Origin of the sequence: Leptolyngbya sp. AN10 (assembly GCF_050565645.1) — a bacterium.
In the GTDB taxonomy this organism is placed as follows: Bacteria; Cyanobacteriota; Cyanobacteriia; order Leptolyngbyales; family Leptolyngbyaceae; genus Leptolyngbya.
Genome location: NZ_JBNXVP010000004.1, coordinates 181,959 through 208,490, shown reverse-complemented (window position 1 = coordinate 208,490; position 26,532 = coordinate 181,959). Strand labels below are relative to the sequence as shown.

Annotated in this window: 29 protein-coding genes and 1 pseudogene; 14 read left to right on the top strand and 16 right to left on the bottom strand. The window is 47.2% G+C overall.

Features of this window, described 5'->3' with window-relative positions; translation table 11 throughout:
• Window positions 1-93: 93 nt before the first annotated feature.
• The 3 genes from ACQ4M5_RS07605 to ACQ4M5_RS07595 all read right to left on the bottom strand — a co-directional run bounded on the left by ACQ4M5_RS07605 (window position 94) and on the right by ACQ4M5_RS07595 (window position 2,378).
• Entirely contained in the window at window positions 94-855 is a 762-nt protein-coding gene (locus ACQ4M5_RS07605) for a TIGR03943 family putative permease subunit (RefSeq protein ID WP_430674980.1), read from the bottom strand.
• A 483-nt stretch (window positions 856-1,338) separates the two neighbouring features.
• Window positions 1,339-1,794: a vitamin K epoxide reductase family protein gene (locus ACQ4M5_RS07600; RefSeq protein ID WP_430674979.1), complete on the bottom strand. Its 456-nt coding sequence runs from the start codon at window positions 1,792-1,794 to the stop codon at window positions 1,339-1,341.
• A gap of 212 nt (window positions 1,795-2,006) precedes the next feature.
• On the bottom strand, window positions 2,007-2,378 hold the full coding sequence (locus ACQ4M5_RS07595; protein ID WP_430674978.1) for a hypothetical protein: 372 nt from the start codon (window positions 2,376-2,378) through the stop codon (window positions 2,007-2,009).
• A 131-nt stretch (window positions 2,379-2,509) separates the two neighbouring features.
• Here ACQ4M5_RS07595 and ACQ4M5_RS07590 point away from each other — a divergent pair, with 131 nt between their 5' ends.
• The 11 genes from ACQ4M5_RS07590 to ACQ4M5_RS07540 all read left to right on the top strand — a co-directional run bounded on the left by ACQ4M5_RS07590 (window position 2,510) and on the right by ACQ4M5_RS07540 (window position 13,810).
• Window positions 2,510-4,483 (top strand): heavy metal translocating P-type ATPase, encoded by a 1,974-nt coding sequence (locus ACQ4M5_RS07590; RefSeq protein WP_430674977.1) that lies wholly within the window; start codon window positions 2,510-2,512, stop codon window positions 4,481-4,483.
• A gap of 133 nt (window positions 4,484-4,616) precedes the next feature.
• A complete protein-coding gene (locus ACQ4M5_RS07585; RefSeq protein WP_430674976.1) occupies window positions 4,617-5,975 on the top strand; it encodes a cytochrome P450 in 1,359 nt (452 codons plus the stop codon).
• 53 nt (window positions 5,976-6,028) lie between these two features.
• Complete coding sequence (locus ACQ4M5_RS07580) at window positions 6,029-6,658, top strand: isoprenylcysteine carboxylmethyltransferase family protein (RefSeq protein ID WP_430674975.1); 630 nt, start codon at window positions 6,029-6,031, stop codon at window positions 6,656-6,658.
• Entirely contained in the window at window positions 6,655-7,284 is a 630-nt protein-coding gene (locus tag ACQ4M5_RS07575) for a cation transporter (RefSeq protein ID WP_430674974.1), read from the top strand. Before ACQ4M5_RS07580 ends, ACQ4M5_RS07575 begins: the two co-directional genes overlap by 4 nt.
• Before the next feature lie 163 nt (window positions 7,285-7,447).
• Entirely contained in the window at window positions 7,448-7,681 is a 234-nt protein-coding gene (locus ACQ4M5_RS07570) for a hypothetical protein (protein ID WP_430674973.1), read from the top strand.
• A gap of 71 nt (window positions 7,682-7,752) precedes the next feature.
• Window positions 7,753-8,319, top strand: coding sequence for a DUF421 domain-containing protein (locus ACQ4M5_RS07565; protein ID WP_430674972.1), 567 nt, complete (start codon window positions 7,753-7,755; stop codon window positions 8,317-8,319).
• 10 nt (window positions 8,320-8,329) lie between these two features.
• Window positions 8,330-8,971, top strand: coding sequence for a class I SAM-dependent methyltransferase (locus ACQ4M5_RS07560; RefSeq protein ID WP_430674971.1), 642 nt, complete (start codon window positions 8,330-8,332; stop codon window positions 8,969-8,971).
• Entirely contained in the window at window positions 8,968-10,623 is a 1,656-nt protein-coding gene (lnt, locus tag ACQ4M5_RS07555; RefSeq protein WP_430674970.1) for an apolipoprotein N-acyltransferase, read from the top strand. The genes ACQ4M5_RS07560 and lnt overlap by 4 nt, the downstream gene beginning before the upstream one ends.
• A gap of 11 nt (window positions 10,624-10,634) precedes the next feature.
• On the top strand, window positions 10,635-11,123 hold the full coding sequence (gene lspA, locus ACQ4M5_RS07550; protein ID WP_430674969.1) for a signal peptidase II: 489 nt from the start codon (window positions 10,635-10,637) through the stop codon (window positions 11,121-11,123).
• Between the two features lie 23 nt (window positions 11,124-11,146).
• Window positions 11,147-12,760: a murein biosynthesis integral membrane protein MurJ gene (gene murJ, locus ACQ4M5_RS07545; protein ID WP_430674968.1), complete on the top strand. Its 1,614-nt coding sequence runs from the start codon at window positions 11,147-11,149 to the stop codon at window positions 12,758-12,760.
• A gap of 102 nt (window positions 12,761-12,862) precedes the next feature.
• Window positions 12,863-13,810 carry an FTR1 family iron permease gene (locus tag ACQ4M5_RS07540; protein ID WP_430674967.1) on the top strand — a complete coding sequence of 316 codons (948 nt, stop codon included), beginning with the start codon at window positions 12,863-12,865 and terminating at the stop codon, window positions 13,808-13,810.
• Between the two features lie 130 nt (window positions 13,811-13,940).
• Here ACQ4M5_RS07540 and ACQ4M5_RS07535 read toward each other — a convergent pair whose 3' ends face one another.
• The 10 genes and pseudogenes from ACQ4M5_RS07535 to ACQ4M5_RS07490 all read right to left on the bottom strand — a co-directional run.
• On the bottom strand, window positions 13,941-14,873 hold the full coding sequence (locus ACQ4M5_RS07535; RefSeq protein ID WP_430674966.1) for a vitamin K epoxide reductase family protein: 933 nt from the start codon (window positions 14,871-14,873) through the stop codon (window positions 13,941-13,943).
• A 222-nt stretch (window positions 14,874-15,095) separates the two neighbouring features.
• Window positions 15,096-15,770 carry a serine/threonine protein kinase gene (locus ACQ4M5_RS07530; protein ID WP_430674965.1) on the bottom strand — a complete coding sequence of 225 codons (675 nt, stop codon included), beginning with the start codon at window positions 15,768-15,770 and terminating at the stop codon, window positions 15,096-15,098.
• 24 nt (window positions 15,771-15,794) lie between these two features.
• On the bottom strand, window positions 15,795-16,133 hold the full coding sequence (locus ACQ4M5_RS07525) for a hypothetical protein (protein WP_430674964.1): 339 nt from the start codon (window positions 16,131-16,133) through the stop codon (window positions 15,795-15,797).
• 108 nt (window positions 16,134-16,241) lie between these two features.
• On the bottom strand, window positions 16,242-17,030 hold the full coding sequence (locus tag ACQ4M5_RS07520) for a TIGR03943 family putative permease subunit (protein ID WP_430674963.1): 789 nt from the start codon (window positions 17,028-17,030) through the stop codon (window positions 16,242-16,244).
• The gene (locus ACQ4M5_RS07515) at window positions 17,020-17,874 is read right to left on the bottom strand and encodes a cation diffusion facilitator family transporter (RefSeq protein WP_430674962.1); all 855 of its coding nucleotides are present in this window, start codon (window positions 17,872-17,874) and stop codon (window positions 17,020-17,022) included. The genes ACQ4M5_RS07520 and ACQ4M5_RS07515 overlap by 11 nt, the downstream gene beginning before the upstream one ends.
• 135 nt (window positions 17,875-18,009) lie before the next feature.
• A complete protein-coding gene (locus ACQ4M5_RS07510; protein WP_430674961.1) occupies window positions 18,010-18,753 on the bottom strand; it encodes an MBL fold metallo-hydrolase in 744 nt (247 codons plus the stop codon).
• 118 nt (window positions 18,754-18,871) lie between these two features.
• Complete coding sequence (locus ACQ4M5_RS07505) at window positions 18,872-19,510, bottom strand: peroxiredoxin (RefSeq protein ID WP_430674960.1); 639 nt, start codon at window positions 19,508-19,510, stop codon at window positions 18,872-18,874.
• A gap of 428 nt (window positions 19,511-19,938) precedes the next feature.
• Window positions 19,939-22,449, bottom strand: a complete 2,511-nt coding sequence (locus ACQ4M5_RS07500; protein ID WP_430674959.1) for a heavy metal translocating P-type ATPase — start codon at window positions 22,447-22,449, stop codon at window positions 19,939-19,941.
• A gap of 2 nt (window positions 22,450-22,451) precedes the next feature.
• Window positions 22,452-22,796, bottom strand: a complete 345-nt coding sequence (locus tag ACQ4M5_RS07495) for an ArsR/SmtB family transcription factor (RefSeq protein ID WP_430674958.1) — start codon at window positions 22,794-22,796, stop codon at window positions 22,452-22,454.
• Window positions 22,797-22,879: 83 nt separating this feature from the next.
• Window positions 22,880-23,500 (bottom strand): annotated as a pseudogene (locus ACQ4M5_RS07490) (transposase); the annotation flags it as partial.
• Between the two features lie 103 nt (window positions 23,501-23,603).
• On the opposite strand from ACQ4M5_RS07490, the gene ACQ4M5_RS07485 reads away from it, so the two are divergent.
• The gene (locus ACQ4M5_RS07485) at window positions 23,604-24,083 is read left to right on the top strand and encodes a hypothetical protein (RefSeq protein ID WP_430674957.1); all 480 of its coding nucleotides are present in this window, start codon (window positions 23,604-23,606) and stop codon (window positions 24,081-24,083) included.
• A gap of 301 nt (window positions 24,084-24,384) precedes the next feature.
• Here the strand turns inward: ACQ4M5_RS07485 and ACQ4M5_RS07480 are convergent, their stop codons facing one another.
• The 3 genes from ACQ4M5_RS07480 to ACQ4M5_RS07470 all read right to left on the bottom strand — a co-directional run bounded on the left by ACQ4M5_RS07480 (window position 24,385) and on the right by ACQ4M5_RS07470 (window position 25,482).
• Window positions 24,385-24,522 (bottom strand): hypothetical protein, encoded by a 138-nt coding sequence (locus ACQ4M5_RS07480; protein WP_430674956.1) that lies wholly within the window; start codon window positions 24,520-24,522, stop codon window positions 24,385-24,387.
• 138 nt (window positions 24,523-24,660) lie between these two features.
• Entirely contained in the window at window positions 24,661-24,999 is a 339-nt protein-coding gene (locus ACQ4M5_RS07475) for a hypothetical protein (protein ID WP_430674955.1), read from the bottom strand.
• Window positions 25,000-25,326: 327 nt separating this feature from the next.
• Window positions 25,327-25,482, bottom strand: coding sequence for a hypothetical protein (locus ACQ4M5_RS07470; RefSeq protein ID WP_430674954.1), 156 nt, complete (start codon window positions 25,480-25,482; stop codon window positions 25,327-25,329).
• Between the two features lie 160 nt (window positions 25,483-25,642).
• On the opposite strand from ACQ4M5_RS07470, the gene ACQ4M5_RS07465 reads away from it, so the two are divergent.
• Together ACQ4M5_RS07465 and ACQ4M5_RS07460 are read left to right on the top strand one after the other, a co-directional pair.
• The gene (locus ACQ4M5_RS07465) at window positions 25,643-25,879 is read left to right on the top strand and encodes a hypothetical protein (RefSeq protein ID WP_430674953.1); all 237 of its coding nucleotides are present in this window, start codon (window positions 25,643-25,645) and stop codon (window positions 25,877-25,879) included.
• Window positions 25,876-26,499, top strand: a complete 624-nt coding sequence (locus tag ACQ4M5_RS07460) for a hypothetical protein (protein ID WP_430674952.1) — start codon at window positions 25,876-25,878, stop codon at window positions 26,497-26,499. The genes ACQ4M5_RS07465 and ACQ4M5_RS07460 overlap by 4 nt, the downstream gene beginning before the upstream one ends.
• Window positions 26,500-26,532: the final 33 nt, after the last annotated feature.

Below are 26,532 nucleotides of genomic sequence, written 5' to 3'. Positions count from 1 at the left end.
TTATTCGCCCGTTTGACCTTTATATAAATTTAGATAACAGTTGCTAAAGAGTTGAATTAACCCTATCCCTCAACGAAATCTTAATCTTAGTTCCTAGTACTCGTAAGGATCTTTAGGTTTTGGAACAGGTTTCAGCAACTTTGCATCAATAGCAAGTTGACTTTGACCTTTCACATCAACCGTGATCATTTGTCCCTCAATCTCCAACCAAGAAGCTGGTGGATAGTCTTGGCGGTTTTGGGTTAGTTGAACCAGCAAACCAACCGGGTAAGCATCCAACGCGCAATGACCAATGACAAATCGGGTGATAATGAAATATTGCTCCGGCAGATTGGGTGGATGAACAATAAATCCCAAAACTTTAGCCTTCTGCCCAACATAAGCACTAGGTTCGGGATAAACAGCGAGTGTTTTCGCCCAATCCAGAAGGGATTTCTCCTTACTTCGTGTTGAACCATAAAATGCTTGCCTCTGAGTCCGAGTTAAAATTGATAAATCAGTAATTCCCCCTTGCATTGCAGCTTGACTATTGAGTACTTGTGGGGAGGTTATCAACCCTAAAGTTGCAACAAATATTAATAGTCCACTTGATAAATTCGGTGGAAAGTAAGTAAAGTGTTGCGCTTTAGCAGTAGGACGTTTTCGTCGAAATCCTGCAACTTTGAAGCCAGCAATCAGCGATAGAAAAGCACCAGCAGAGATAACGATCCAGAAATACCTGCGATGAACCAGGAGTCTCAATTCTCCAGTCAACCAGTATTTCAACAACAAAATTCCCCAGAGTGCGACCATCAAAGTGTCCAATAAATCTGAAATAGGGACTGATTGAGTGAGTCGAATTGGTTTTGTCGTCATTACTCTGTGCAGTGAATTGATTGGTTGTATTGCTGTTCGATGTCCTACGCTATATCATGCTGTATTGATACTGATTACAGGCTATGAACCAGGTAGAGTATTGCTGAAGTACGAGGACCCGAATAGCCTGATGCATTTGCTAAAGCTTCAAAGACTGGGTTCCAGACTGAAGCAACTGCCCCTTGATTTCCCAGGTGGGAATCCTTGAATACCTCGGTCTATACACACTTGTGCTGGAGGGGCACCTTGACCATTCGGAGAACACTCAACGTAATCAATCTTGCTAAATGCCTCTCACCCAAAAAGCTGCTTCTGCTCATGGCAGTGAGGACACCAAAATGCTCCATACATCTTAGCTCCAATCTGCTGTAAATGAGCTGCCAAGGCTAATTCTGCCTCTCCCGAAGGTGTTGTGATCGGTGGACCTGCTGTTTCTGAGGCAGACTGTTCTGCTAGAGATGGATTGTTAATGTTGGCATATACTCAGAGTGTTCCGACCAACACGACGACTGCCACAATAATGCCCGTGAAGAAGAGTTGCCCGATTTCCTGCCAATCGCGTCCAATGATGGCTAAGACAAACAGACTGGTAGATAGAATGGCTGACCCGACACAGTAAACACAAACTGCTTTAATTTCAGCCGTGAGTAGATACATTAGATAGCCACTGAAGATCATCATGGCAGTTGCGCCCATGAATAGCAGCAGCCCAGTCCATGTGTCTAGTTTCTCCCGAAATTGCTTTTGCTCTGGAGATCGCACGAGGAGGGAAGCGATCGCAAAAATGACCATGCTGATATAAGCAAGAAAGCCAAATAAAGCTAGGGGCACTCCAAACACAGTAGCGTAGGGGCTGGAAAGTACAATATCGTAGCCCCCAGTGGGGCAAGCCGTTGAATTTCCGGTCAATTTAGCAATCGTCAGATAAGCAGTCACCACTGCTCCAATCGACGCGATTCCTGCCTCAACGGACGTGACCAGCGATGAATTTAGGGGATAGAACGTTTACGTCTCATATGGAGAAAAAGTAAGCAATAAAACAAGAGTTGAGAGGGAGAGCGATGATGCACTTCCTGCATCGTATCCGGCACAATGGCATCTGCTTGAGTAGTTACGACCTTGTGTAAGATATCTTTTGATAAGAAGCAGATTTACAAGTAGGGAGCCTGCCCTCGTAACTGGCGAAGTGCATTGACACAAGCGGGACAATCGCATCCAAACAACGCGATCGCTGCATTACTCTCTTCAATGGTCATAGGATACTCACTGTACGTCGGTTGTGCAGCCGCAACGATAGTTGCTTGCTCAAAAACGACTTCTCGAATAGGTGCTGTTTGAGTGGATGCAAGCTGGCTTGATGAAACACAACGAGCGTGAGAACAAACTCGCTGTTCAATAGGTGTAGACCCGGCTGTTGTGGATTGAACTGAAACAGCCGCAGCATGAGCCGCGTTTGCATTCAGCACAACCGAACTGAACAGACTGGGGCTGGTTAATAAAGCCGCTACAAGCTTTTTGTTCATTGTTTACTCCTCATATCAATAAATTTCTTAACGAGAATACATCAGTTTATCCAACGCGCCTCGATCATTCACTGAAATTAACATATCATGATCTACTGATATACTGTTTGTGAACTTCCAAGGGTGATGCTATGTCTTCAGACGAAGAACGGAGAGCGCTCCAGTTGCAGCGGTCTGACAACCACAATCACGACGCTGACCATGACGTTGATGATGACGACGTAGAAGGGTTTGAGGGTCCCTGGTATGCGTTTCCTCCCATTCGGAATGCGTTGATTGCCGGAGCGTTACTGGTTACAGGCTGGTTGGTCAGCCAGTTTCAGATTCCGGTTTACGTCCCCTATAGCATTTTCGGGCTGGCTATTTTGATTGGTGCTTATTACTGGGCACGAGAAGGTTGGGAAGAATTTGTGGAAGAACGGGAGATTGGTATTGAAGCATTAATGGCGTTTGCTACTTTGGGAGCTGTCATTTTGGGGCAATGGTTTGAAGCTGCCTTTCTGGTGTTTCTCTATGCTGGAGCTGAGTCAATCGAAGAATACACGTTTGCCCGCACTCGTACTGCTATTCGAGCGTTGCTGGACTTAGTGCCAGAAACCGCGGCTCTTTTGACCGATGCGGGAGAAGTACAGATCTCTGCGAAAGAGCTTGAGGCTGGCAACCTGTTTCTGGTTCGTCCGGGTGAACGCATTCCAACAGATGGAGAAATCATCGAGGGAGCCAGCAGTATTGATGAAGCAGCCGTTACCGGGGAATCAGTTCCAGTTGAAAAAGCTGTGGGTGACAAAGTGTTTGCCGGAACGATTAACACGACTGGCATTCTCAAGGTGCGAGCAACGACCAGCTTTGCTTCTAACTCCCTGCAAAAAATTATTCAAACAGTTGAGGAAGCTCAAGGTGTAAAGTCCAGTGCTCAACGCTGGATCGATCGCTTTGGACGCCGCTACAGTCCTACTGTCTTGGTTGTTGCCCTGCTCCTGGTCGTTATCCCGTTCCTGTTGAAGGCTAACTTCGCCCTCTGGTCGGTTCGAGCGGTCGTCCTGCTTGTGGCAGCGGCTCCCTGTGCTTTAGTGATTTCGACCCCCGTTGCGATCTCAGCCGCGATCGGTCGATCGGGTCGAGAAGGTGTGTTAATCAAAGGCGGAATTCACTTGGAGAACCTGGCAAAAGTCCGAGTGGTGGCGTTTGACAAAACTGGCACCCTCACTCGCGGCAAGCCTGTTGTAACGAATGTTCTCTCAACGACCAATGAAACTGCCTCATTACTGCGTTACGCTGCCAGCATCGAGCATTTGAGCGAACACCCGCTGGCGAAAGCTATCGTAGAAAACGCGCAGGCGGAAGGCATTGCAATTGCAGCCGTGCAGAATTTCCAATCGCTCACAGGAGCAGGTGCAAAAGCCGACATAGACGGGCAGACAATTTATATCGGTAGTCCAGGTCTATTTCGACAACTGCGCGTTCCCTTAGAACGATTAGAACCTGAAATTGAGCGATTGCAGGTAGAGGGTAAAACAGTTGTTCTGGTTGGAACTCAAGATCGGATTGAGGGCTTATTCGCTATTCGAGACGAACCCCGCCCAGAAGCGAAACGAGCGATTCAACAACTGCACAAGATGCAGGTCAAAGTTGCGATGCTAACTGGAGACAATGCCCGAACTGCTAAAGCGATCTCCGCTGAACTCGGTATTGACGAAGTTCGAGCTGATCTCAAACCCGATGACAAGGTGAAGGCAATTCAGGAGCTTGAACAACAGTATGGTCCGGTTGCGATGACTGGAGATGGAATCAATGATGCGCCAGCACTGGCAACGGCAACAGTCGGCTTAGCAATGGGCACAGCCGGAACCGATGCAGCGATCGAAGCTGCTGACATCGCCCTCATGGGGGATGACCCTAGCCGGGTTGCCTATGCATTGAAGCTTGCCAAAGCTAGTCAGCGCATCAGTTTTCAAAACATTGTCTTCTCTATTCTGGTCCTGGTCATTCTAATTCCCGGTGCAATTCTTGGATTGTTGGGAATTACGGCTGCGGTATTTGCCCATGAAGCCAGTGAACTGTTGGCGATCGCCAATGGCTTACGGATTACTCGGCAACGGGTATAGCGGTTGCTAGACACTCATGCTCTTGTCGATCGCACCAATATTCAGCGCGGTTTAGAACGATCGCTTTGATACAACAAAACCCTGCTTCATCTAGAAGTCTGAATGTTTGTCGTTCATCAAAAGGAATTTTTCCATGACTCAAGATATCTTCGACCTGCCTGGACCTCAAGGTAATTCCATCGTCGGGAGTTTGGTTGATTTAGGTAACGATCCATTAGCCTTTTTAACTCGCTGTGCCCGTGAGTATGGCGATATTGTGCCGCTGCGATTGGGCTTAACACCTGCCTGCCTCATCACCAATCCCGACTACATTGAGCAAGTGCTGAAAGACCGGGAAAAATTTATTAAGAGCCGAGGATTTCGGATTCTAAAAACTTTACTAGGCGAAGGATTGCTCACGGCTGAAGGGGATTCCTGGCTGCGGCAGCGCCGTTTAGCTCAACCTGTATTTCATCAGTCGCGCATTCAAGGCTATAGCGAAGCGATGGTGAACTATGCCGAGCGCATGGTTAATACTTGGCGCGATGGAGAAGAGCGTGACATTCATGCTGATATGATGCGTCTCACGCTCAACATCGTCATGAAGACGATTTTCAGCCAAGATGTCGATGAGGGAGAAGCAAATGCGGTTGCCCGTGCGCTAGATGTAACTATGAACTGGTTTGAAAGTAAGCGCAGGCAGGGCTATCTGGTACTGGAATGGTTTCCCAGACCAGAGAATATCCGATACCGTCAGGCGATCGCCGAAATGGATGAAGCCATCTACACCCTGATTCGTCAGCGCCGCTCCAGCAATGAGGAGACTGGCGATTTGTTGTCAATGTTGATGCAAGCTCGTGATGAAGAAACGGGCAATCAGATGGATGACAAGCAATTGCGCGATGAGGTGGCGACTCTGATGCTAGCAGGGCATGAGACAACTGCCAACGCTCTCTCATGGACCTGGATGCTCTTGTCAGACAATCCAGAGGTGCGAACCAAGTTGCAGAACGAGTTGCAAGAAGTGCTGGATGGTCGCGCTCCTACGGTCGCTGACCTGCCTCGTTTGAATTACACGAACATGGTCGTAAAAGAGGCAATGCGGCTCTATCCGCCTGTCTCCCTTTTTGGACGAGAAGCTGCCGAAGATTGCACGATTGGAGATTACATTGTGCCTGCTGGAACTGTTGTGATGATCAGTCAGTGGATCATGCATCGCAGTCCTAAGTATTTCGACAATCCAGAAGCGTTTCAACCGGAGCGATGGGCAGACGATCTGGAGAAAAAGCTGCCGAGAGGCGTGTACATTCCCTTTGGCGATGGTCCGCGCATTTGCATTGGCAAAGGCTTTGCCTTGATGGAAGCCGTTCTGCTGCTGGCAACGATCGCACAGCGCTTCCAACTCGATGTCACGCCAAGCTGTCCCATTATTCCCCAAGCTTCCATTACACTTCGTCCTGAATGTGGCATCTTGGTGCGGCTGCGATCGCTAAATCTTCAACCTCAGTCCTAAGAACTTCCGTTCATTTACGCCTGCCAGCAAATAAACCATGAGGGTTCAGAAGTATGTTGAACGAAACCATTTTTCAAATTATCCTTGCAGCCGCTCTTGCTATATTGGCGATCATGCGAATTTACTACCGCGTCAAGAGTGGAGCTTTTCGCGAGAGCCAATTTACAGAAAGGGAAAGCAACTGGTTTCCGGTACTAGCAACCTTAATCAGTATCACCTGGTTTGGGAGCCTTTTGGTTTGGATCGCCAATCCTGAATGGATGAGGTGGTCTGCTCTAAGTCTTTCAACGTGGCTTCGTTTGAGTGGAGCCGGTTTGATGGTATTTGCGCTGGCTGCATGGGGATGGGTTCACCATTCCCTGGGTAGGAATTTTAGCCCCACTTTAGTGGTACGAGAACATCATCAGTTGATTACGCATGGATTGTATCGTTGGGTTCGGCATCCCATGTATTCAGCTTTTTTTCTGTTTGAACTTGGCATTTGTCTCCTAACTGCAAGTTGGTTCATCGGACTAATTGGGACCCTATTGATATTGCTAATCGTTGTTCTACGGGTTCCCAAAGAAGAAGCAATGATGATTGAAACGTTCGGCGATCAGTATCGTGAGTACATGAAACACACGGGTCGTTTGATTCCGCGCTTTACACACAGGCAAGCATTCTCAAATCCAGAATCATTATGAGCAAAGTAACTAACGACTCAAACAAAGACAAAGCCGATGATGTGACGACACGCCGAAAGCGCCGCGTTCTATTTCAGGTTCTGGGATTGAATCTGCTATTGTCACTTTCACTATTCATAACCGGCTTACTGGGTAACTCCAGTGGGTTGATTGCTAATGCCTTGGACAACTTATCCGATAGTGCTGTTTACACAATTAGTCTTTTGGCAATCGGGCGATCGCCAAAGCTGAGAATTGTTGCCGCACGGGTATCGGGTGTGCTCTTGATCGTCTTCGCGATCGGAGTTTTGATCGACGCAGTTCGTCGGGTCACGACAGGCACCGAACCTTTAGGAATCTTCATGCTTGGAATGAGCGTGGTCTCGATAGCGATAAACCTGCTCAGCCTCAAACTGCTGAAACCCCTGAAAACTGCTGATGTCAACCTTCGTGCAGCCCAAACCTTCAGCATCAACGACTTTGTCTCTAACCTGGGCATTCTGGTCGCTGGTGGGCTGGTTGCCTGGATTAATCAACCTTGGCCCGATCTGCTCGTCGGTGTCGCGATCGCGGTGATCGCCGTGAAAGGTGGAATCGATATTCTGCGCGATGCGGCACGAGAGTCACGCTCTGGAGCAAGGCGATGATTTGCATGAAAACCAGATATATCAACACGATGCTGAGAACGTTTAGTTATTACAAAGGAGTGCGATCGTAGCCGATGTCCAATTTCTGAGGCTACTGTATTAAGCCAGTCGTCAATTCAAGTGATTTTACGAATAGAAATTTTAGTACTTGAGGAACACCAAAATGAAACGAAGAATTGCAAGTCTGTTTCTCGTAACAATTACACTAACGATTCTAGTTGCTTGTCAGCAGCCTAGTAATAGAGATACTGAGAACAAGCCTAGTCCTTCTAATAATGAAGAGGTGAAACCAAACAGTAGTCCCAGTCCCTCTGGAGATCAAGATGATGACAATCCGAACAAATCTAATGGCGATCGCGACCAAGATAGAAATGATGACAACAAGCCAGACTCTTAGTTATTCCAGTTCATGTAATAGGTCAAAGTCAAAGGGTTAATCCATCATCTAATTTTTGAGGTGTTTGAACAATGGATTTTTTAAATAGTTTATGGACGTTTGAAGAGCCAGTCCTAGAGAAAGTCATCCGGTCAATTCTGATTTATCTTTTCTTGCTGGTGGCACTTCGTTTAGGAGGTAAACGAGAATTGGGTCAAACAAATAATTTTGATTTGGTAGTACTGCTAGTAATTTCAAACACGGTACAAAATGCGATTATTGGTGATGACAATTCTTTGATTGGCGGAATAGTTGGTGCAACAACTTTACTCATTATCAATTACCTAATTGTTCGGATTGCCTACCAATTTCCCAAATTCCGAAGATTGATTGAGGGGAAGCCAAGACTTCTGATTCAAGAGGGTCGAATCATTGAAAAAAACTTGAGAGCAGAAGCGATTACTGAACAAGAGTTACTCACGAGCCTGCGCCGTCAAGGAATTGAAGGTCTTTCCGAAGTTAAGTCTGCCTATTTGGAAACAGACGGTGACCTTACTGTCGATCGCCTCAATCTAGGCGATGATGCTCAGAAAAAAATCATTGATCGCCTTGACCGAATAGAGTCAGCTTTGAATCAAGTTGCTCAACAAATGAAGTGAATTTAGACATATGAAAACAATTTTGTTTGATATTGGGATACCCTTTGCCATTCTGATTGGGATAGGTCTATGGTGGCGGTTTGCTGCTCGACAACGATCGCTGCCCTGCCCACCCTGGCTAGGCTGGTCGTTAGAAAATGGATACGTGAATGCCGTTGCCAGCAGTGCAACCCTTCTCGACCGGCTTGAAATTGCTTCCGGTATGCACGTTTTAGATATTGGCTGTGGACCGGGGCGAATCACCATTCCGGCGGCTGAACGGGTAGGAACCAACGGCGAGGTTGTCGCATTAGACATCCAGCAAGGCATGTTGGATCAGGTAGCAAAGCGAGTGCGTGAACGAAACCTGACCAACGTGCGACTGATACGGGCTGGAGCGGGCGAAGGCAAACTGGAGCATCATGCCTTCGATCGGTCATGGCTAGTGACGGTGCTGGGAGAGATTCCAGACCGGGAAGCGGCACTACGAGAGGTCTATGAAGCGCTCAAACCTAACGGTGTCCTATCAATCACCGAAGTCATTCCCGATCCCCACTATCAAAGCCAGAGCACAGTTCGCCGTTTGGCTGAAGAAGTTGGATTTCGCTTCGATCGCCTCTACGGAAACTGGCTTGCATTTACGATGAACTTTGTCCGCCCGACGAATCCATGACTGAACCTAAGCCCCTGAAGCTGAATCTCAAAAAACGGCTCTGGCAGCATCAACCTCTCATCATTGTGCTAACAAGTGGCATTTTAATGGGGTTAGCACCTGCTCCCCTTAACTTCTGGGTTCTGGCATGGGTTGCACTGGTGCCGTTATGGGTTTTAGCGGTGAAATTCAAGAGCAGTTTCAAAGCATTGCTCTTACAAGGATTGGTTTGGGGAATCGGGTATCACGGACTGGCACTGTTCTGGATTACTGGCATTCACCCCATGACCTGGATGGGAGTCAACTGGTGGGTAAGTCTGGCGATCGCCCTCTTCTGCTGGATCTTCATCACGTTGTGGGGGGCTGTCCAGGTGGCACTGTGGGTAGGAATATTTGGATTTGTTTGTCGATCTCTGTCTCAAACATCCAAGTTCAGAATTGCTCTCAGTCGTGTCCTGATTGGAACAGCCCTTTGGTGTAGCCTGGAATTTCTCTGGAGCCGAGGACCGCTTTACTGGAGTTCTCTGTCCTACACGCAAAGTCCCTTCAACTTGCCACTCCTGCATCTAGGGCAAATTTCAGGTCCTCTCACCGTAACAGCCGCCATTATTACTGTAAATGGATGGATTGCTGAGGCATGGATTAACCGCAAAAATGTAACTCGCCCTATCTATTTCAACTGGAAGTATTTGTGTATCGCGGCTGGAACAGTCATCACTCTGCATTTAATCGGCTTTACCTTATATATTCGTCCACTCGCTCAACCTCCAGAATCAGCACTGAAAGTTGGCATCATTCAGGGCAATATTCCAAACGAAGTCAAGCTCTACGAAGAAGGCTGGCAACGCGCTCTCAAAAACTACACTAAGGGGTATCAGATACTGGCAAATCAAGGGGTTGATGCCGTTCTCACTCCAGAGGTTGCTTTACCCTTTCGATGGACTGAGCCAAACCGCATTCAAACTCCCTTTTATCAAACCATTTTGGAAGAAAAAGTTGTGGCGTGGGTTGGAGCCTTGGGTACGCAAGGAAATCGCTTGACCAATAGCTTGTTTACCGTTGCGGGTAATGGGCAGACCCTCAGTGAATACCGGAAAGCCAAGCTAGTGCCATTGGGCGAGTACATTCCCTTTGAGCAATGGTTGGGTCAATTCGTGAATCGCCTCTCACCGCTCAAAGCAAATCTGATTGCAGGTCAATCCAACCAAACCTTCGATACTCCCTTCGGTCGAGCGATCGTGGGAATTTGCTATGAGTCTGCCTTTGCCGAGCATTTTCGCGCTCAAGCAGCGGCAGGTGGGCAGTTTATCCTGACCGCTTCTAACAATGCCCATTACAGTCCAGCCATGCCTGCTCAACATCATGCTCAGGATGTCATGCGAGCGATTGAAAGCGATCGCTGGGCAGTACGTGCCACTAACACAGGTTATTCCGGCATCGTAGACCCGCATGGACAAACCCTATGGCGCTCCAGCTTAAACACCTATGAACTTCACATCGATACCATTTATCGCCGCTCAACTCAAACTCTCTATGTTCGGTGGGGAGACTGGCTTACCCCCTTGTTGGCAGTAGCAGGATTGACAGTCTGGTTGCTCAACAGTTTCAAACGAAACCGCAACCGATTATCACATAAAGCAAAAAGTTGTCCGAATGTTGTTTTTATGAAGTAGGTCTGAACCAAGTGAGGATAAGAGTTAAAAATAAAACCTTCTGGTATGCAGCTTTGCTCAGTTTCACAATCGATCAAGCCAGCAAATTTTTGACCGTTCAATTTTTTGATCTGGGTCAGACTTTGCCGCTTCTTCCAGGTGTATTTCACCTGACCTATGTCACCAACAAAGGTGCTGCGTTCAGCTTGTTCTCTAATAATGGTGGATGGCTGAAATGGATTTCTTTAGGAGTCAGTTTGGGTCTCGTTGTGCTGGCGCTCCGCGCTAATCTCAATCGTTGGGAGCGCGTGGGTTACGGTTGCATTTTAGGAGGAGCTTTGGGAAACGGGATCGATCGCTTTGTCAAAGGGGAAGTCGTGGATCTTCTAGACTTTCGCCTCATTCATTTTCCAGTTTTTAATTTGGCGGACGTGGCAATCAACATTGGGATTGGATGCTTACTGATTGCCGCGTTTCGAGAAGGGCAGCGCAGTGATCGAGCACAAAGAAACAAGCGTTAGAAATTTAGCTGAACCCTCCTCGAATGGATAAACATCAAAAATTGTCTCGTTCTCTGGTTAACGTTGCTGGAATTGTGGCGTTTGCAACCTTAATCAGCAAGCTTTTTGGGCTGGTGCGTCAGCAAGCGATCGCAGCAGCATTCGGTGTTGGAGCCGTCGTTGATGCCTATAACTATGCTTATGTGATTCCAGGTTTTCTGCTGATATTGTTGGGTGGCATTAATGGACCCTTTCACAGTGCAATTGCAAGCGTTCTATCCAGGCGCGAGAAAGCGGAAGCAGCACCTGTCGTTGAAACCATCACAACCTTGGTGGGTGGAGTACTGCTGTTGGTCACGGTTGGACTAATCTTCTTTGCTGAACCATTAATTGACCTGGTGGCTCCAGGGTTAAGCCAAAATTCTTATGGATTAGAAGTGCGGACGATCGCGGTTCAACAGTTCCGCATTATGGCACCAATGGCATTGCTTGCTGGCTTGATTGGTATTGGGTTTGGTGCACTCAATGCCGCACATCAATATTGGCTCCCTTCACTCAGTCCCCTGTTTTCCAGTGTTACGGTACTACTGGGCTTGGGAGTTCTGACGCTTTTTCCAGGAAGCAAAGTCACAAATTCTCAATACGCCCTGTTGGGCGGATTGGTGCTTGCTTACGCAACACTGGCAGGAGCGTTACTGCAATGGATCGTGCAAATTCCTGCTCAGTGGCAGGCTGGAATGGGTACGTTACGGCTCCGGTTCAATTTCCGCCATCCAGCCGTGCAAGAAGTTATTCGAGTCATGGGTCCCGCAACTTTCTCTTCCGGTATGTTGCAAATTAATGTTTACACAGACTTATTCTTTGCCTCCTACATTCCTCAAGCGGCGGCGGCTCTGAGTTATGCAGGGCTGCTTGTGCAAACCCCACTCGGAATTATCTCCAATGTTATTCTGGTACCGCTGTTGCCTGTATTTTCTCGACTGGCAGACCCCAGTGATTGGACAGAGCTAAAAGTACGGATTCGGCAAGGACTAATTCTCACGGCTTTGACCATGTTGCCTTTGAGTGCGTTGATGGTGACATTAGCTGTCCCGATCGTGCGAGTTGTTTATGAACGCTATGCCTTTGATCGATCCGCTTCTCAAGTTGTTGCCTCTGTTCTGGTTGCTTACGGGATTGGAATGTTTGTCTACTTAGGGCGGGACGTGTTAGTGCGCGTGTTTTATGCCTTGGGTGATGGAGATACGCCTTTTCGGATCAGTGCGATCAATATTTTTCTGAATGCGGCATTGGATTATGTTCTAGTCAAGCCGTTTGGAGCACCTGGCGTAGTTCTGGCAACGGTAGGTGTCAATCTGATTTCAATGATCATGCTGCTATGGGTTCTCGATCGTAAACTCAAGGGTTTACCGTGGCGAGAATGGAGTTTGCCAATTTTAGGATTAACGGTCGGCAGTGTCATTGCAGGGTTTGTCTGCTGGGGCACCCTTTGGGCTAGTAAGCAGGTTTGGGGGGCAGAGGGACTACTAGTTCAACTTTCTGAACTGAGCCTGTCAGGATTGGCAGGTTTAAGTATGTTCGCCTTTCTTGCCACCCGATTGAAACTACCAGAGGTTGATCTGTTGATGGTTCGCCTACGTCAACGCTTTACCAAGTAAAGCAAACTCAGAAACGTCTCTTCACTGAGCAATCAGATTGCCCCCTTTTTGAAGACCCCTTTTTGACTAACATTCTTAATAACTGAACTCGAAGGAGCGTGTATGGATTTCAGCCCTGCCTTACCCACTTTCATCATTACCTTACGTGAAGGTGTTGAAGCTGCTCTGATTGTTGGCATTGTGCTGGCTTACCTCAAGAAAGCCAAACAGACTCGCTTGAATGTATGGGTCTACGCGGGAATTATTGTTGGTATTCTAGCGAGTGCATTCGTAGCAGTGCTATTCAGTTGGATTATTCAAGGATTGGGAACTGCCAGCAAGCAATTTGCACCAGTCATTGAGCCACTGATCGAAGGGGGTTTTTGCGTGTTGGCGATCATCCTCCTCAGTTGGATGCTGATTTGGATGACTCAGAATGCACGACAGATGAAGATAGGGGTAGAAGAAACGGTTGGAACCGCTTTGAGCCACAATTCCAAAGCTGGATGGGGAATTTTTATTTTGATTTTCTTCGCCGTATTACGGGAAGGATTTGAAGCGGTCGTTTTTATTGCAGCTAAATTTCAACAAGGGGTGATTCCAACGTTGGGTGCGCTGCTAGGTTTAGCAACAGCGGCAGGAATAGGAATGCTGCTGTTTAGATGGGGCATCAAAATCAATATCCGTCGATTCTTTCAAGTGATGGGACTGCTGTTGATTCTGATTGTTGCAGGACTGGTTGTGACTGCGTTAGCTCATTTTGATGCAGCAGTCAGTGCTTTAGCCCAAATGGATCGTCAATCCCAAGCGTTCTGTGTCTATTATCAACGGTTTGCAAAACCTCAAGACCGTGACTGCATTCTGGGTCCAATGGTGTGGAATACCAGTAAGATTTTGCCGGACGATCGCTTTCCTGGCATCATTCTAAATGCTTTATTCGGCTACACCCAGCGGTTATATCTGGTTCAGGCAGTAAGTTATGTTTTCTTCTTAATTACAGTTGGTGGACTTTATTTTCAAAGTCTATCTGGTCGTGTGTTTTCCTTACCTAGAAAGCGTAAGTCAGCATGAAGTTCTTGAGGAGTCTCAAAGTCCTTCACATTATCCTATGCAGAATTTCGCGATCGTTAACAATGAGCGACTTGACCTGCGACGGAAGAGAAAACAGTAACTTTTGCGAATCTAAGCGTTAAAGTCTACCCTAGCGTTCAGGCAAAGCATTCTGGAAATCTTTTGCTCCCGAATAGCCTGACATTGCTGCTAACTTCTCTAGCGACTGCGTACCTGATTCCGTTTGCCCATTGACAACCCAAGTTGGATACCCTTTCACGCCTGCTGCCTGACATTGATCCGGCTGTGGGTTTTTTCCGGCAGGATCACATTCCACATACGTGATTCGACTAAACGCTTCTTTGCCAAACAGTTGTTTTTGGGCATGACAATGGGGACACCAGAATGCTCCGTACATCTTACCTCCGACCTTTGTGAGATGATCGGCGAGGGCAATCTCAGCCGCTCCAGAAGTTGTTGTAATCGGTAAGCCAGATTGTCCGGGGGTCGATCGTTCTGCAATTTCGGGATTTTTTACACCTGCGTAAACGCCGAGCGTCCCGACTAGTACAATCATGCTGACTACAATTCCGGTAAAGAACAGTTGCCCGACATCTTGCCAGTTGCGACCGACGATCGACAAGATAAACAAACTTACAGACAAAATTGCAGAGCCAACGCAGTAAACACAAACCGCCTTGATTTCAAACACAATCAAGTACATTAAGTAGCCGCTAAAGACTGCCATCGCAGTCGCGCCCATAAACAGCAGCAGCCCTGTCCGCTCCTCAAGTTTGGAGCGCAATGATTTATTTTTTTCGGGATTAACTAGCAACGGCGCGATCGCAAATCCGATCATGCTGATATATGCTAGAAAACCAAACAACGCTAACGGTAAGCCAAACACGGTGGCATAAGGACTTGCCAATACAATATCACAGCCATTCGTTGGGCAAGCCGTTGAGCTTTGAGAGAATTTGACGATCGTTAAGTAGCCAGTCACGACGGCTCCGATCGTTGCCAATCCTGCCATGATCAGACGCGACCAGCGATAAATCCAGGGAATCGTTCGTTGTTTTGGCATAAAACACCACTCTTTCGCTAAATACAAGTAGGGACGAAAACTTTACCCCTAAGTTCAATCTGATTAAAGTCGAGAACCGCTCATTAGCAAACTTTATTTCGTGGCTTAGTAGAATTGCGAACAGCGCTAATCATTTTCACAACATCAGACGTTTTGCAGCCCTGTTCAGATCAAAGCACAGCTTGCATCATATCCAAGATCTCGCCATTGTTAATGCAGTTGCTAATGCAGTACGTGCCGATAGCCCGGTGAACGACAGAAAAGACGGTAACTTCTGCGAACCATATCCAAGAGAAAGTAGGGAACTTGGAGTTTAAATGGTGCAAGGATAGGACGGTACACCCAATAGTAAGCTCGCTTTAGATGAGTCCACTTCAAACAAGTGCCCTGACGCAAAAAATCTGATACGTCCACCACGAATCCTCTGCCCTTCCACATCATCACATTGCGTCCATGCACATCATACGGATTTAGCCCTTGACTTCGAGCATATTTCAGGGCTTGGTCAATATCTTGAATCACTTGCTTTGGAATAGTTAATCCTTTGTGCAAGCAATCATAGAGCGTCGTTCCATACAGCCGCTTAAGTACCAAAAAGTTCTTCCCAACATACAAACAGGTAGAAAAGGTAGGGTGAGCGCCAAGGCGACGATAAACTTCTACCTCCTCATCAAATCCTGGACGACTAGAAGCATAAATCTTGATAACTTGATCTGGAAACTCAGGGTGACAAAATACGGCAGCATAATTCCCTGCACCAAGCAGTTGCCAAGGAGCAGGAACAGAATGAACTTCTACTGGATTATGGGGAGTTATGCTATTGATTTGAATCGTAGGCAGTAACTCTTGATCAACCCGCTGAACCAGCAATCGAAGAATTTGGGCTGACTCAATCATATTCTCAACCCTCCGTAATCCTTGCTACCAAAATGACTGCTCTTGCTGACTTGTTTCGGCTTCCATTGTGGAGCCACAGATAGCCGCATACCCTGCCGACACTCCTAGACCAAGCACAACACCAAAACTAATTAACCCCACCTTTAATGATTGCTGCCATCTGCGAGTTTTGCTTTGCTTGACTTGAGTCGCTTGAATTTGTTGTACTGCCTGATGGATAAACTCTGGCTGAATATTCGCCTCCGCGCCAATTTGGGTTAGCTCTGACAAAGAATAATGCTCCTGTTGCGCCTGTAACCGGGCTGCCAAAGCAAACACTTCTGGAAGCTGTTCGGGAGAGATTTGGGGTTCAGAGTTGTTCATGAGAGGACTCCAATAAGAAAGTTTTCCATTACATTATTACCAATTTTTTAACGTTTGCTCTCCGATTTGCAGCCATGTAATCCAATGGCGACGCTCTTCTATTCTGTGCTAATACTCATAAGGCTCTTTGGGTTCAGGAATAGATTTAAGGGAATTTGCTTGGATCACAAGTTGTCGCTCATTTGCCACTGTTTCTACAATCATTTGCCCTTCAACCTCCCACCAGGTATCAACCGGGTAGGCTTGCCGACTTTGAGTGAGTTTCACTGGAATTCCAACTGGGTAGGCATCTAGTGCACAGTGGGCAATCACAAAACGACTGATGACAAAGTACTGATCTGATAAGTTAGGCGAGTGCAAGGCAAAACCTTGAAGCTTGACTTTCTGTCCTAAATAGCTATCAGGTTCAGGATAAACGGCTAGTGTTCTTGCCCAATCCACTAGCGATTTATCTTCTGAACGCACAGAAGCTCGGAATGCTTGAGGTTTAATGCGAGTTGAGGTGATAAGAGAGTCCGGCAATCCCTGCTGCATTGCCGCTTGGCTGCCAAGCGTTTGAGGTTGTATCAGCATTCCTAAAAGTGCCGCAACTAAAAGCACTCTGCTCGTCCATTCTGGAGGCAAAGTTGATAGATGTTGAGTCTTTATAGTAGGCGGATTGTATAGAATCCTCCAAGCTTTGAATGCTGCAAGTAGCAGTAAAACAATGGCTGTGACTAGACAAACAACAACATATCTAGGATGAACAAGCAGGCTAAGTTTGCCAGTAATCCACAGCTTTAGTACCAATATACCCCAAGCTGCAATGCCCAAAGCCTCTATCCAGTCATTGATGTAGGAAGACTGAATTGGTCGTTTAATGGATTGTTGTCTCTTGCTTACTCGATTAGGGTTCATTGCGATCGCACTCCTGAAAGGCAGTAAGTTGCAGAGTTAGCTCATGAATACCAAATTCTTGATTCAGATAAGTTTGGAGTTGCTTCAACAACTGGTCACGCTTCTCGGTGGTCATCAATTTCACCCCTAGATGAGCATTGAGCGCAATTTGATCGGACGTAATTGTCCAAACATGGAGCTTCTCCACTTGACACACTTCAGGAAAGGAATGCAAAGCAGCTTCGATCGCAGTTACATCAATTGAGTCAGGGGCAAATTCTAGCAAAATTCTTAAACTATCCATCACCAGAGGAACTGCACTAATGCACAAAAATGCAGCAACTAGCAAACTTGCCACAGCGTCTGCCCATAGCCAGTTGAAGTAGTAAATGCCTAAAGCTGCCAAAATAACACCTATAGAACCAGTAGCATCGGCAAGGATACGGAGAAAAGCACCCTTCAAGTTGAGGTCGTGGCTGCTCTCGTCATGCAAAAGACGAATAATAATGCTGTTAAGAACCAAACTTACACCTGCTGTAATCAGCATAGGTAGCCCTCGAATGGAATCTGGTTCTTGAAAGTGATTGATTGCTTCCCAGGTGGTTAGGGCAGCGATCGCAAGAATTCCTAGTCCGTTGAGCAATGCTACCAAAATTTCAATGCGTCGATACCCAAACGTTGCCGTCTTCGTAGCAGGACGTTGTGCCAATGTTGTTGCACCTAGCGTCAGACTGAGGGCAACCATATCGGAAAACATATCGCCAGAGCTAGCTAATAGCGACAGGCTGTGAGTCCAAAACCCGATCATCAAGACAAACAGAAATAGGCTACTCCGCAGCCCCAAAACGATCCAAAGGAGCCGCATCTTCAGTTGACTTGATGCGACCTTTGAATCGTTTGAAGAGGAATTAGCGAGGTTTGCTTCGGCAACTGAGTGACAGCTTTCAGCAGCCTTACCAGAAGAAATCATAATATTCACGCTCTAGCAAAGAATAAATCATTAGCCCTGTTTGCTGGATGAGAAGTCTATTGAAATAATGTTGGTTGTGTCAGGAGAGGCAATTTTGCCACATTGCTCGTTGGCTGGAACCGCTTCCATGATCTTTGTGGGCATCGGTAAGCCTAGATTCGCCATGAATTCAATGAACTGGTCACGATCGCGTCCGACAAATCGGGAATTCCATCGTTTTTCTTCGCCAATAGTAGATACTGTGTGACCTCGATAGTCATGTGCTGGATAAACTAGCGTGTCGTCTGGTAACGTGAACAATCGCTGCGTGACTGAATCAAATAACGTTCCCGCATCGCCGCTCTGAAAGTCGGTTCTTCCACAACCTCGAATGAGTAAAGCATCCCCAGTCAAGATTCTGTCATGATTGACCCGATAAGTCATGTGGCTGTCGGTATGACCTGGTGTGGCGATCGCTTCGATCGCAATGCCATCTAACTGCAACGTCTCACCATCTTTAATATGGCGATCGGCACAATTGGCTTGAGCTTGGTCTGGAACAACGCCGAGACAACCCTTCACTTCACGCAACTTGGCAGTCCCTGTGATGTGGTCAGCGTGAATATGGGTTTCTAAACAGTAGCGAAGATTTAATCCTAACTCTTCAAGCAGCTTGATGTCTCGCTCCACCTGCTCTAGGACTGGATCGACCAGGAGGGCAGTCTGAGTCGCGGGGTCTGCAATTAAGTACGTATAGGTACTGGATTCTTGATCAAACAGTTGTCGAAAAATCATATTTAGCTTTCCTTGAACGTCAGTTTAGGACAAGCAACACCAAACAAGTTCTATCTGGGCGGAGTCAGCAGCACATCTGAACCGAACTGCTGACTTCGCCCAACAACCTGGAATCAACTTACTTATTCGGTTGAGGAGTCATTCGCAGGTAGGGCTTCACCGCTTCGTAGCCCTTGGGGAATTTCTGCTTCAGTTCTTCCGGGTCTTGAATCGAAGGAACAATCACACAGTCTTCACCATCCTTCCAGTTAGCTGGAGTCGCCACGCTGTAATTGTCTGTTAGCTGCAATGAATCAATCACCCGCAGTAACTCATCAAAATTACGCCCCGTACTAGCCGGATAGGTCAAGGTCAGACGCAGTTTCTTGCTAGGGTCAATAATAAACACCGAACGAACAGTTAAAGTATTGTTAGCGTTGGGGTGGATCATGTCGTAAAGGTTGGAAACCTTTCTATCTGGATCTGCCAAAATCGGGTAGTTAAGGTTTGTATGCTGGGTTTCTTCAATATCTCCCACCCATCCTTTGTGAGATTCAACATCATCAACGCTAAGCGCTAGTACCTTAACGCTGCGTTTGTCAAATTCTGGCTTAAGCTTGGCAACTTCTCCTAACTCCGTGGTACAAACCGGAGTAAAGTCAGCGGGGTGGGAAAACAACACAACCCAGCTATCTCCTGCCCACTCGTAGAAATCAATTTCACCAGCAGTCGAAGCTTGAGTAAAGTTTGGCACGGTATCGCCTAATCGAAGAGACATAGAAAAACTCCTGTGATGTAAGGACAAATGCGAACTCAGACTAAATTTTTAGTCACGCCTGCCAATACACTGACTCTGCTTAGTCAATTGGGGACACTGGCAATTTGGCTGCCTTCCTAGCATTCAAAGGGCTAGGGATGTTTTTCATTTCTTCACTCGAAAGTCAAGTGAAATACCTGTGAATCATCATATCATTGTATGCTGATATAACTCAGACTGCAATGGATCATTCGTTATGTGCTTAATTCTCACTTGAATCTTTTAACAAAGAATTGTTCTCTGATGCCCATTGGATTAAGGGTTCCTAGCGCGCGCTCTTTGAATACCAAATCACCGATTCAACGAAGGGGCAACCCCCACCAAAGTTTAGTGAAACTAGATATTGAACTTGGCGAGAGTTGAGAAAATATGCCCTAACCAAATTGCCGCTACTTCTGACGCAGCAGGCGTGCTGAGTTCGCAAGAATGCCTATATCTGGAATGGATTGCGCTGCTGCTGCAAAGATGGGTGGCAGGAAGCCGAAGGCAGCCAGCGATAGCCCCGCTAAGTTAAATACAGCCGTAAATGCAATGTTCAAGTTCACTACTCTCATCGTGCGACGAGCGATTTGCAACACCTCTGGTACAAGCTGCCAATCGTCACGCATCAGAGCAATATGAGCCGCTTCGATCGCCACACTGGTTCCCGCTGCTCCCATTGCAATGCCAATGTCTGCTTGTGCCAAAGCTGGAGCATCATTCACGCCATCGCCAACCATAACCACCGTGTGTCCCTTCGCCTGGTACTCTCGCACGATCGCAATCTTGTCTTCAGGAAGAAGATTTGCCCGATAGCGAATTCCCAGATTGCCAGCAAGAGCAGCGGCTGTCCGCTCGTTATCTCCTGTCAATAGCTCAATCTGTTTCAGTTGCAGTTTACGGACCTGAGCAATGGCAGTAGGAACCTCGGTACGTACTGCATCCGTCGCAGCTAGAACCCCAACCAACTCACCATCACGGGCAACAAACAGCATGGTTTTGCCCTGCTCCTCAAATCGCTTCACAACAGTCAGGGAGGCTCCGCCTGGAATCATACGATGATTGCCAACAGCAATGACGTGCCCATCGACTAGTGCTTGCACCCCCATGCCTGGAAATGCTTCAAATTGTTCTGGCTTATTCAGTGGTGCGTTGCGTTCCTCTGCAAGCGTTAGCACCGCTTGAGCCAGTGGATGTTCGGAGTATCGTTCTGCACAAGCTGCCCACGATAAAACATCAGTCTCAGATACTCCTGATAGGGGCACAACGTCGGTAATTTGAGGACGACCTAGCGTCAGGGTTCCAGTCTTGTCAATCAACAGCACATCGGCGCGAGCGAGAGACTCTAAATATTTTCCACCTTTAATCAGTAGACCTCGTTTTGCTCCTGCCCCAACCGAAGCTAGCATGGCGATCGGCGTTGCTAATGCAAATGAGCAGGAACATGCCACAATCATCACTGCTGCAGTTGCTAACGGATCACGGCGAACGGTAAAGGTGAGTGCCGCAATCCCTAAAACCACTGGAAGGTAATAAGCCGAGAATTTGTCTGCGATCCGTTGCACATCGGCGCGACGGGCTTCGGCTTCTTCCACCAGTTTGATCACGCGCCCGAATGTTGTATCGGCTCCAATGGCTGTGGCTCGAATCCGTAAACTGCCCAACGATGCCAGAGTTGCTGCAAACACGTTTGTTCCAGATCTGGCTTCGATCGGCATTGACTCGCCTGTAATCGCTGCTTGATTGACCGTTGCCTGCCCACTGATGACTTCTCCGTCTACAGGGATTTGTTCACCGGGACGCACAACCACAATCTCACCGACCGCAACCTGCGAGATTGGCACCTCAACCTCTTGTTCACCACGCTCAACCCGTGCCATGCGAGGGGCAATGGATTCCAGATCGGTGACCGCACGCCGCGCCCGTTCTGTGGTGAAGCGTTCAACGTACTCTCCTAGATACATAAAGAACACAACTACCGCCGCCGTTGCCCATTGCCCGACAACAAGGGCAGCAATCAGCCCTGCTGTCATCAACGTGTGCGAAGTAATCTTATTTTTGAGTGCTGCCCGTACCACATTAATCAGTAACGGATAGCCTCCCGCTAAAACCAGAATCGTTCCAACAAACCAGGGAACACGAGCCGTCAAGGATTCAAACAGCCCTAACCGCTCACCCACCAGCACAACAAAGAGGACAGCCCCGATCACAATACCAAATAGTGTGAGAATAGGTCGGGTGATATCGTCGATCGACGCTTGACTACGTGGTTCTTTGGGTTGGTCAGCAACGGAGTAGCCTGCACCTTCAATCGCTTGGTAAATCTCTTGACGAGAAAGTTTTACCGGATTCAGTTTCACGACCACCTTTTTAGAGGTCACAAACGGCTCGACTGATTCCACACCATCAAGCTTTTCAAGTGCCTGTTGCACATGACGAGCGCAATCCGAACAATCCATGCCATTGACAGAAACTTCAAGGATCGTTGTTGGCTCGGCAACGGAGTAGCCTGCGGCTTGGACAGCCTGAACAATCTGTTGCCGATTCACTTGCGTCGGATCTAGCTCTACGACCGCTTTTTGGGATGCCAAAAACACCTCAACCGATTCAATACCATTCATTTTTTCGATCGCCTGTCGAACATGCCGCACGCAATCCGAGCAGTCCATCCCGTGAACCGTCAATTCCAGCGTTGTGGTTGGCTTGGTAACCGCATAGCCTGCGCTTTCTACGGCTTTGTAAACGGTTCGTCGATCGATCCTCTCTGGATCGAATTGAACGATCGCTTTTTGAGAAGACAAAAGGACATCCACCGACTGCACGCCCTCTAAGTTCTCGATCGCTTGCTGGACATGCCGCACGCAGTCAGAACAATCCATTCCCTGCACCGTCATCTCGATCGTTGTTTGCTGTGGCTTCACGGTCACTTTTCCTCCGGTACGTTATAACGAGTACACTCGTAAATTCCTTTCATCACATCGGCTAGAAACTCATCAGCTAGGTACAGTAGTCGTACTACTCGCTCATCGCTCAAGCCATAGTAAACATAGGAGCCTTTCTGCTCCCGATAAACAAGATTGCAATCGCGTAGACAACCAAGATGATTGGAAACATTTGATTGAGTAAGCCCTGTAGCTTCCACAATCTCAGTCACCGTCAAAGGTCCATTGCGGAGAGCTTCCAGAATGGAGAGGCGCGAGGGGTCAGAAAAACCTCGAAATAATTTGGCTTTCAGGTTTAGTCCAGTGGTACGGGCGTTCGGATTCATTGATTTGGGAAGAGTTTCTTATATCAGAATATCACTTACTACTGATATGACAATCTTCTTGTCGAGTCTCAAATTGACAGGACTTACGCAAAAGCCATCTGAACCGAGGGAGCTTTGAGCTGTGCCTTCAAGTAATCGGATAACATGCCGTGTTTGATCTGATAAACAGTACGATTTGTCTGATAGGCAAGGGTTTTTAACCGAGACCAGACCAAAAGCGCACAAGCAATGTGATTGCGTTGAATGCGAGCTTTGCGACACTGGCAAGCTTCGATGCCCGTCAGTTGTTTGAGTTCGCGGTGAAACTCCTCAATCTTCCATCGGATACTGCTCACTTGTTGAACCCCATCTGTCGAATCTTGAGACAAGTCGTTGGTGACGACAAAGTCCGTCCGGTTGGTAGAAACCGTGACCCGGAATAGCTTCACCTTTTTGTCTTTGGGGAACCCGCGCACTTTGATCAGTTTGCCGTGTTGCAATTCTGCGTCACTCCAAGTGAGTTCATCAATGCGCTGGTAGGGCAGTGTTGCCTCGCTGTCATCGACGCGGCGATTCGTCTTCAATGGGCAGTAGTAGACTTTACCGAGTTGCTCGACCTGCGTCATCAGCTTTTGAGTCGCATACCAGCTATCCATCAGCACGGTCGCAAATGGCAGCTGTTTGCTGTACACCACGCCATTCAGCATCGCGGCGACATGCTCTAGCCCTGCTGGAAATACGATGCAGCACCGTGTGACTCGACCAAAGGCAAACGGTGACTTAAGCATCCAATTTGGGATTCATGCCAAAACTTGTCAGAGTTGCCTGGTGAAAAAGCGATGTCTAGCACCGAAAAGTAAAGGGATTGTCGGTCGGCGTGTGACTGTGATTCAACAGATGATCAGTGAAGAAAAACCGGGGCTACCCGCGATGGAAGTCCCAACGACTTCCGCGATCGTACGGTCGGTCCCACGGTGGTTATGGGAGAAATCGTCAAAACGAGGACAGCCAATCTTTTGGTGCGATATTGCTGCAACACGAATGCGTCGAGCTTGGCATCAAGAATTAGCATTACATGAGATTAAAATTGAAGCGATTCCAGGAACAATGTTGCAGCGAGGTGATGAAGCGAAACTGCTAAATCGACGGCAGCGCGAGCATCATCGATTAAGTTGGTGGGAACGCAACCAGCGAAACGCACGAACGAAAGATCAGGCACGATGGAAAGTTGTGATGTCAGAAGTAGCAACAGTGCTGCTAACTGGGTTAGTAAAATTGAGTCAGCGATCATTTATGGCAACGGGATAAACTGAAGTGAACAGAGAGTATCAGTAATATTTAAGTCAAATAGCTGGACGGCATAAGTATTAGTTTTATGCTGATGTTTTTCATGTTTTAACTTATTTAGGTCATCAAATCTTAAACAAATAGTGATAAAAAACGAAAATGCAATTAGGAATTAAAAGAAAGCAAAACAATCAATAAAACTGTTAGTACTAGAAAAGCAAAATTTAGCGAGGTCTTCAGGGGCTATAATGCAGTGAAATCAATAGTTTTAGGCTTCTAATTGTCACCCGTCGCACATCTCATGGGGTGCTCTATTTATTTTTCAAGCGATCTCTGCAAGTTCACGCGCTAAATACTCGATCAAAGCTTGATCTTGAACCCGATGAAGCGATGCAATGGCTGTGTTTAACTGCGCGATCAATCCAACTACTCGTGGAGCAATTTCTGTGTCTACTAGCATGATTGGAAATCTCTTATGAAGCTTTCTCTATTATCTTTGTAAGTATATACGCATGTAAATACAAATCTAATTAATTTTAGTTGTGTTTTGATTGCTGATGTGCGATCGGATAAAGACTCAGCAATTTGTACAAAAGTGCTAGGTGCTGCTAGCAGGTGCGACTTTTCCTAAGTAGACGCTGAGCAAGGCTTGCTTTCCTGTTTTTCGACTAATTCCTCGATAACGCAGATAGCGATACGGACCGTATTCCCTTCCGGTTTTGCTGTCGCGAATCATCTTATGCTCGATGTGCCCCTTCCCGCCGCGTTTCCCGACGGCGGTTCCGTCCAATCGCATATTCGGTTCCGCGTCGTTCGGCTCCCGTCGCGCCTCTAGCAAGCCTTGAATCATCGCTTGCAAATCTTCGAGATCGCGATCGTCCCATGCTTGGATCTGCTGAATCAGTTCTTCTGCTGGGCTACTAGGTTGGCGTGGCATAGATCCCTCTGAGGATTAAGCTTAGGGAACAAATAAGCTCTTTTGTTCCCTAAGTCGCTAAACGTGATGTCTTATCGATCTGTGGTTAAACGGATTGTAAGTTGAAAATAAAGTTCTATACTAAGCTGATTTTCCCACTTCACAAGGCTTTGGCTGATTGAGTATAGACCTTTATCCCAAAACCATGAACGAGAGAACAAGGGTTTCAAGCTTTGACAGAATAGAACTTTATTTTCATTCCACACGGATCTCCATTCGGATCTCATTATGCTCAGTGTCTGAACTTAGGGAACGTTCAAGATTATGTTCCCTAAGTTAAAAGTCCGTTTATTCTGCTGCGTCGTACATATCTTGTAGAATCAATAGCTGCTCATCACTTAGACCCAGTTCGCTCAAAACGGTGAATTGTGCTTCGGCATAATCTATGCCACGATCGATGAGTTGCTCTAATCGAACTAACGCTGTCGATAAATCGCCTTTCATAGTTTACTCCTTCCGCTATGAGACTATTATAGCGCATATATGCGCCAGTATACCGATTTAGGCGCTGAGTGTAATTAGAATAACTAATCGCGTTAGCCTTTTGTTTAGATGTAGGATAAGATACGCATATATGCGCTAATTAGCAAGGAGGAGTTAATGTATGGCAAAACAATCGACCGCCGAGCATCTACGCGATCATCGTTTCCAAGGAGATGGGATCGGAATCAAGCACAGCCACGCGCCTGTGAGCGTCAATTTGCCTTCCGACCTCGATCGTTATGTGAGATCGAAGCAGAATCGATCGGCTTGGTTGCGATCAGCGATCGAGGCAGCGGCTAGAGCCGAAGGGTGGGCTGCAAGCGATGATCAAACGCAGGCGAATCCGTCAGCTTTATGAGCGATCGCGTCAAACAAGAAGCATTGAAGATTCTGAAGCTGCTATCGAGTCTTGAGTTTGAAAACTGCTACCTGCTCACTAAAGACTTCAAGGAACTGCCGCGTCAACCTGGACTGTACGCCATTCGACAACGTGACACAGTGGTTTATTTAGGGAAAGCGCTTAATCTGCGCGATCGCTTCAAAACTGGACACACCGCACTTGTCAGCGCGTTCATCGATGGCGCAACTGCCGAAGATCTTCGCATTGCTGTTGTGACCGTTTCTCCATATTGGCTTGCGAGTCTTGAAGAACTCGAAACACGGATGATTCTGCATATTAAACCACGCTATAACAGTCGTGTATCCTCAATTAAGGCTGAAGCCATCATGCTTAGTACGGATAAAGTCAAAATCCTAGATTCTCTACCTCCTGCCATTCGGGAAGCTCTGGAAGACTACGGTGCAGAAACAGGACTCAACCCAGATCAGGTCGTCGAGTTAGCGATCGTCAATTTTCTCGATGTGGACGCAGCAACGTTCCCTAAGAGTTTCAAAAGTATTGGTCAACTGAAAGAAGAAAACGCCATCCTCAAGCTGAAGCTTAGAGCAGCGGGTATTGAGGTTGACGAAGACAAGTAATGACAAAAGCCGCAATCATCGATAAGTTGATGT

Excerpts from the sequence above, each read along its gene's own strand:
- ACQ4M5_RS07605 (WP_430674980.1), bottom strand. The coding sequence starts at position 855 with ATGACGACAAAACCAATTCGACTCACTCAATCAGTCCCTATTTCAGAT.
- ACQ4M5_RS07595 (WP_430674978.1), bottom strand. The coding sequence starts at position 2,378 with ATGAACAAAAAGCTTGTAGCGGCTTTATTAACCAGCCCCAGTCTGTTC.
- ACQ4M5_RS07590 (WP_430674977.1), top strand. The coding sequence starts at position 2,510 with ATGTCTTCAGACGAAGAACGGAGAGCGCTCCAGTTGCAGCGGTCTGAC.
- ACQ4M5_RS07585 (WP_430674976.1), top strand. The coding sequence starts at position 4,617 with ATGACTCAAGATATCTTCGACCTGCCTGGACCTCAAGGTAATTCCATC.
- ACQ4M5_RS07580 (WP_430674975.1), top strand. The coding sequence starts at position 6,029 with ATGTTGAACGAAACCATTTTTCAAATTATCCTTGCAGCCGCTCTTGCT.
- ACQ4M5_RS07575 (WP_430674974.1), top strand. The coding sequence starts at position 6,655 with ATGAGCAAAGTAACTAACGACTCAAACAAAGACAAAGCCGATGATGTG.
- ACQ4M5_RS07570 (WP_430674973.1), top strand. The coding sequence starts at position 7,448 with ATGAAACGAAGAATTGCAAGTCTGTTTCTCGTAACAATTACACTAACG.
- ACQ4M5_RS07565 (WP_430674972.1), top strand. The coding sequence starts at position 7,753 with ATGGATTTTTTAAATAGTTTATGGACGTTTGAAGAGCCAGTCCTAGAG.
- ACQ4M5_RS07560 (WP_430674971.1), top strand. The coding sequence starts at position 8,330 with ATGAAAACAATTTTGTTTGATATTGGGATACCCTTTGCCATTCTGATT.
- lnt (WP_430674970.1), top strand. The coding sequence starts at position 8,968 with ATGACTGAACCTAAGCCCCTGAAGCTGAATCTCAAAAAACGGCTCTGG.
- murJ (WP_430674968.1), top strand. The coding sequence starts at position 11,147 with ATGGATAAACATCAAAAATTGTCTCGTTCTCTGGTTAACGTTGCTGGA.
- ACQ4M5_RS07540 (WP_430674967.1), top strand. The coding sequence starts at position 12,863 with ATGGATTTCAGCCCTGCCTTACCCACTTTCATCATTACCTTACGTGAA.
- ACQ4M5_RS07535 (WP_430674966.1), bottom strand. The coding sequence starts at position 14,873 with ATGCCAAAACAACGAACGATTCCCTGGATTTATCGCTGGTCGCGTCTG.
- ACQ4M5_RS07530 (WP_430674965.1), bottom strand. The coding sequence starts at position 15,770 with ATGATTGAGTCAGCCCAAATTCTTCGATTGCTGGTTCAGCGGGTTGAT.
- ACQ4M5_RS07525 (WP_430674964.1), bottom strand. The coding sequence starts at position 16,133 with ATGAACAACTCTGAACCCCAAATCTCTCCCGAACAGCTTCCAGAAGTG.
- ACQ4M5_RS07520 (WP_430674963.1), bottom strand. The coding sequence starts at position 17,030 with ATGAACCCTAATCGAGTAAGCAAGAGACAACAATCCATTAAACGACCA.
- ACQ4M5_RS07515 (WP_430674962.1), bottom strand. The coding sequence starts at position 17,874 with ATGCGGCTCCTTTGGATCGTTTTGGGGCTGCGGAGTAGCCTATTTCTG.
- ACQ4M5_RS07510 (WP_430674961.1), bottom strand. The coding sequence starts at position 18,753 with ATGATTTTTCGACAACTGTTTGATCAAGAATCCAGTACCTATACGTAC.
- ACQ4M5_RS07505 (WP_430674960.1), bottom strand. The coding sequence starts at position 19,510 with ATGTCTCTTCGATTAGGCGATACCGTGCCAAACTTTACTCAAGCTTCG.
- ACQ4M5_RS07495 (WP_430674958.1), bottom strand. The coding sequence starts at position 22,796 with ATGAATCCGAACGCCCGTACCACTGGACTAAACCTGAAAGCCAAATTA.
- ACQ4M5_RS07480 (WP_430674956.1), bottom strand. The coding sequence starts at position 24,522 with ATGCTAGTAGACACAGAAATTGCTCCACGAGTAGTTGGATTGATCGCG.
- ACQ4M5_RS07475 (WP_430674955.1), bottom strand. The coding sequence starts at position 24,999 with ATGCCACGCCAACCTAGTAGCCCAGCAGAAGAACTGATTCAGCAGATC.
- ACQ4M5_RS07470 (WP_430674954.1), bottom strand. The coding sequence starts at position 25,482 with ATGAAAGGCGATTTATCGACAGCGTTAGTTCGATTAGAGCAACTCATC.
- ACQ4M5_RS07465 (WP_430674953.1), top strand. The coding sequence starts at position 25,643 with ATGGCAAAACAATCGACCGCCGAGCATCTACGCGATCATCGTTTCCAA.
- ACQ4M5_RS07460 (WP_430674952.1), top strand. The coding sequence starts at position 25,876 with ATGAGCGATCGCGTCAAACAAGAAGCATTGAAGATTCTGAAGCTGCTA.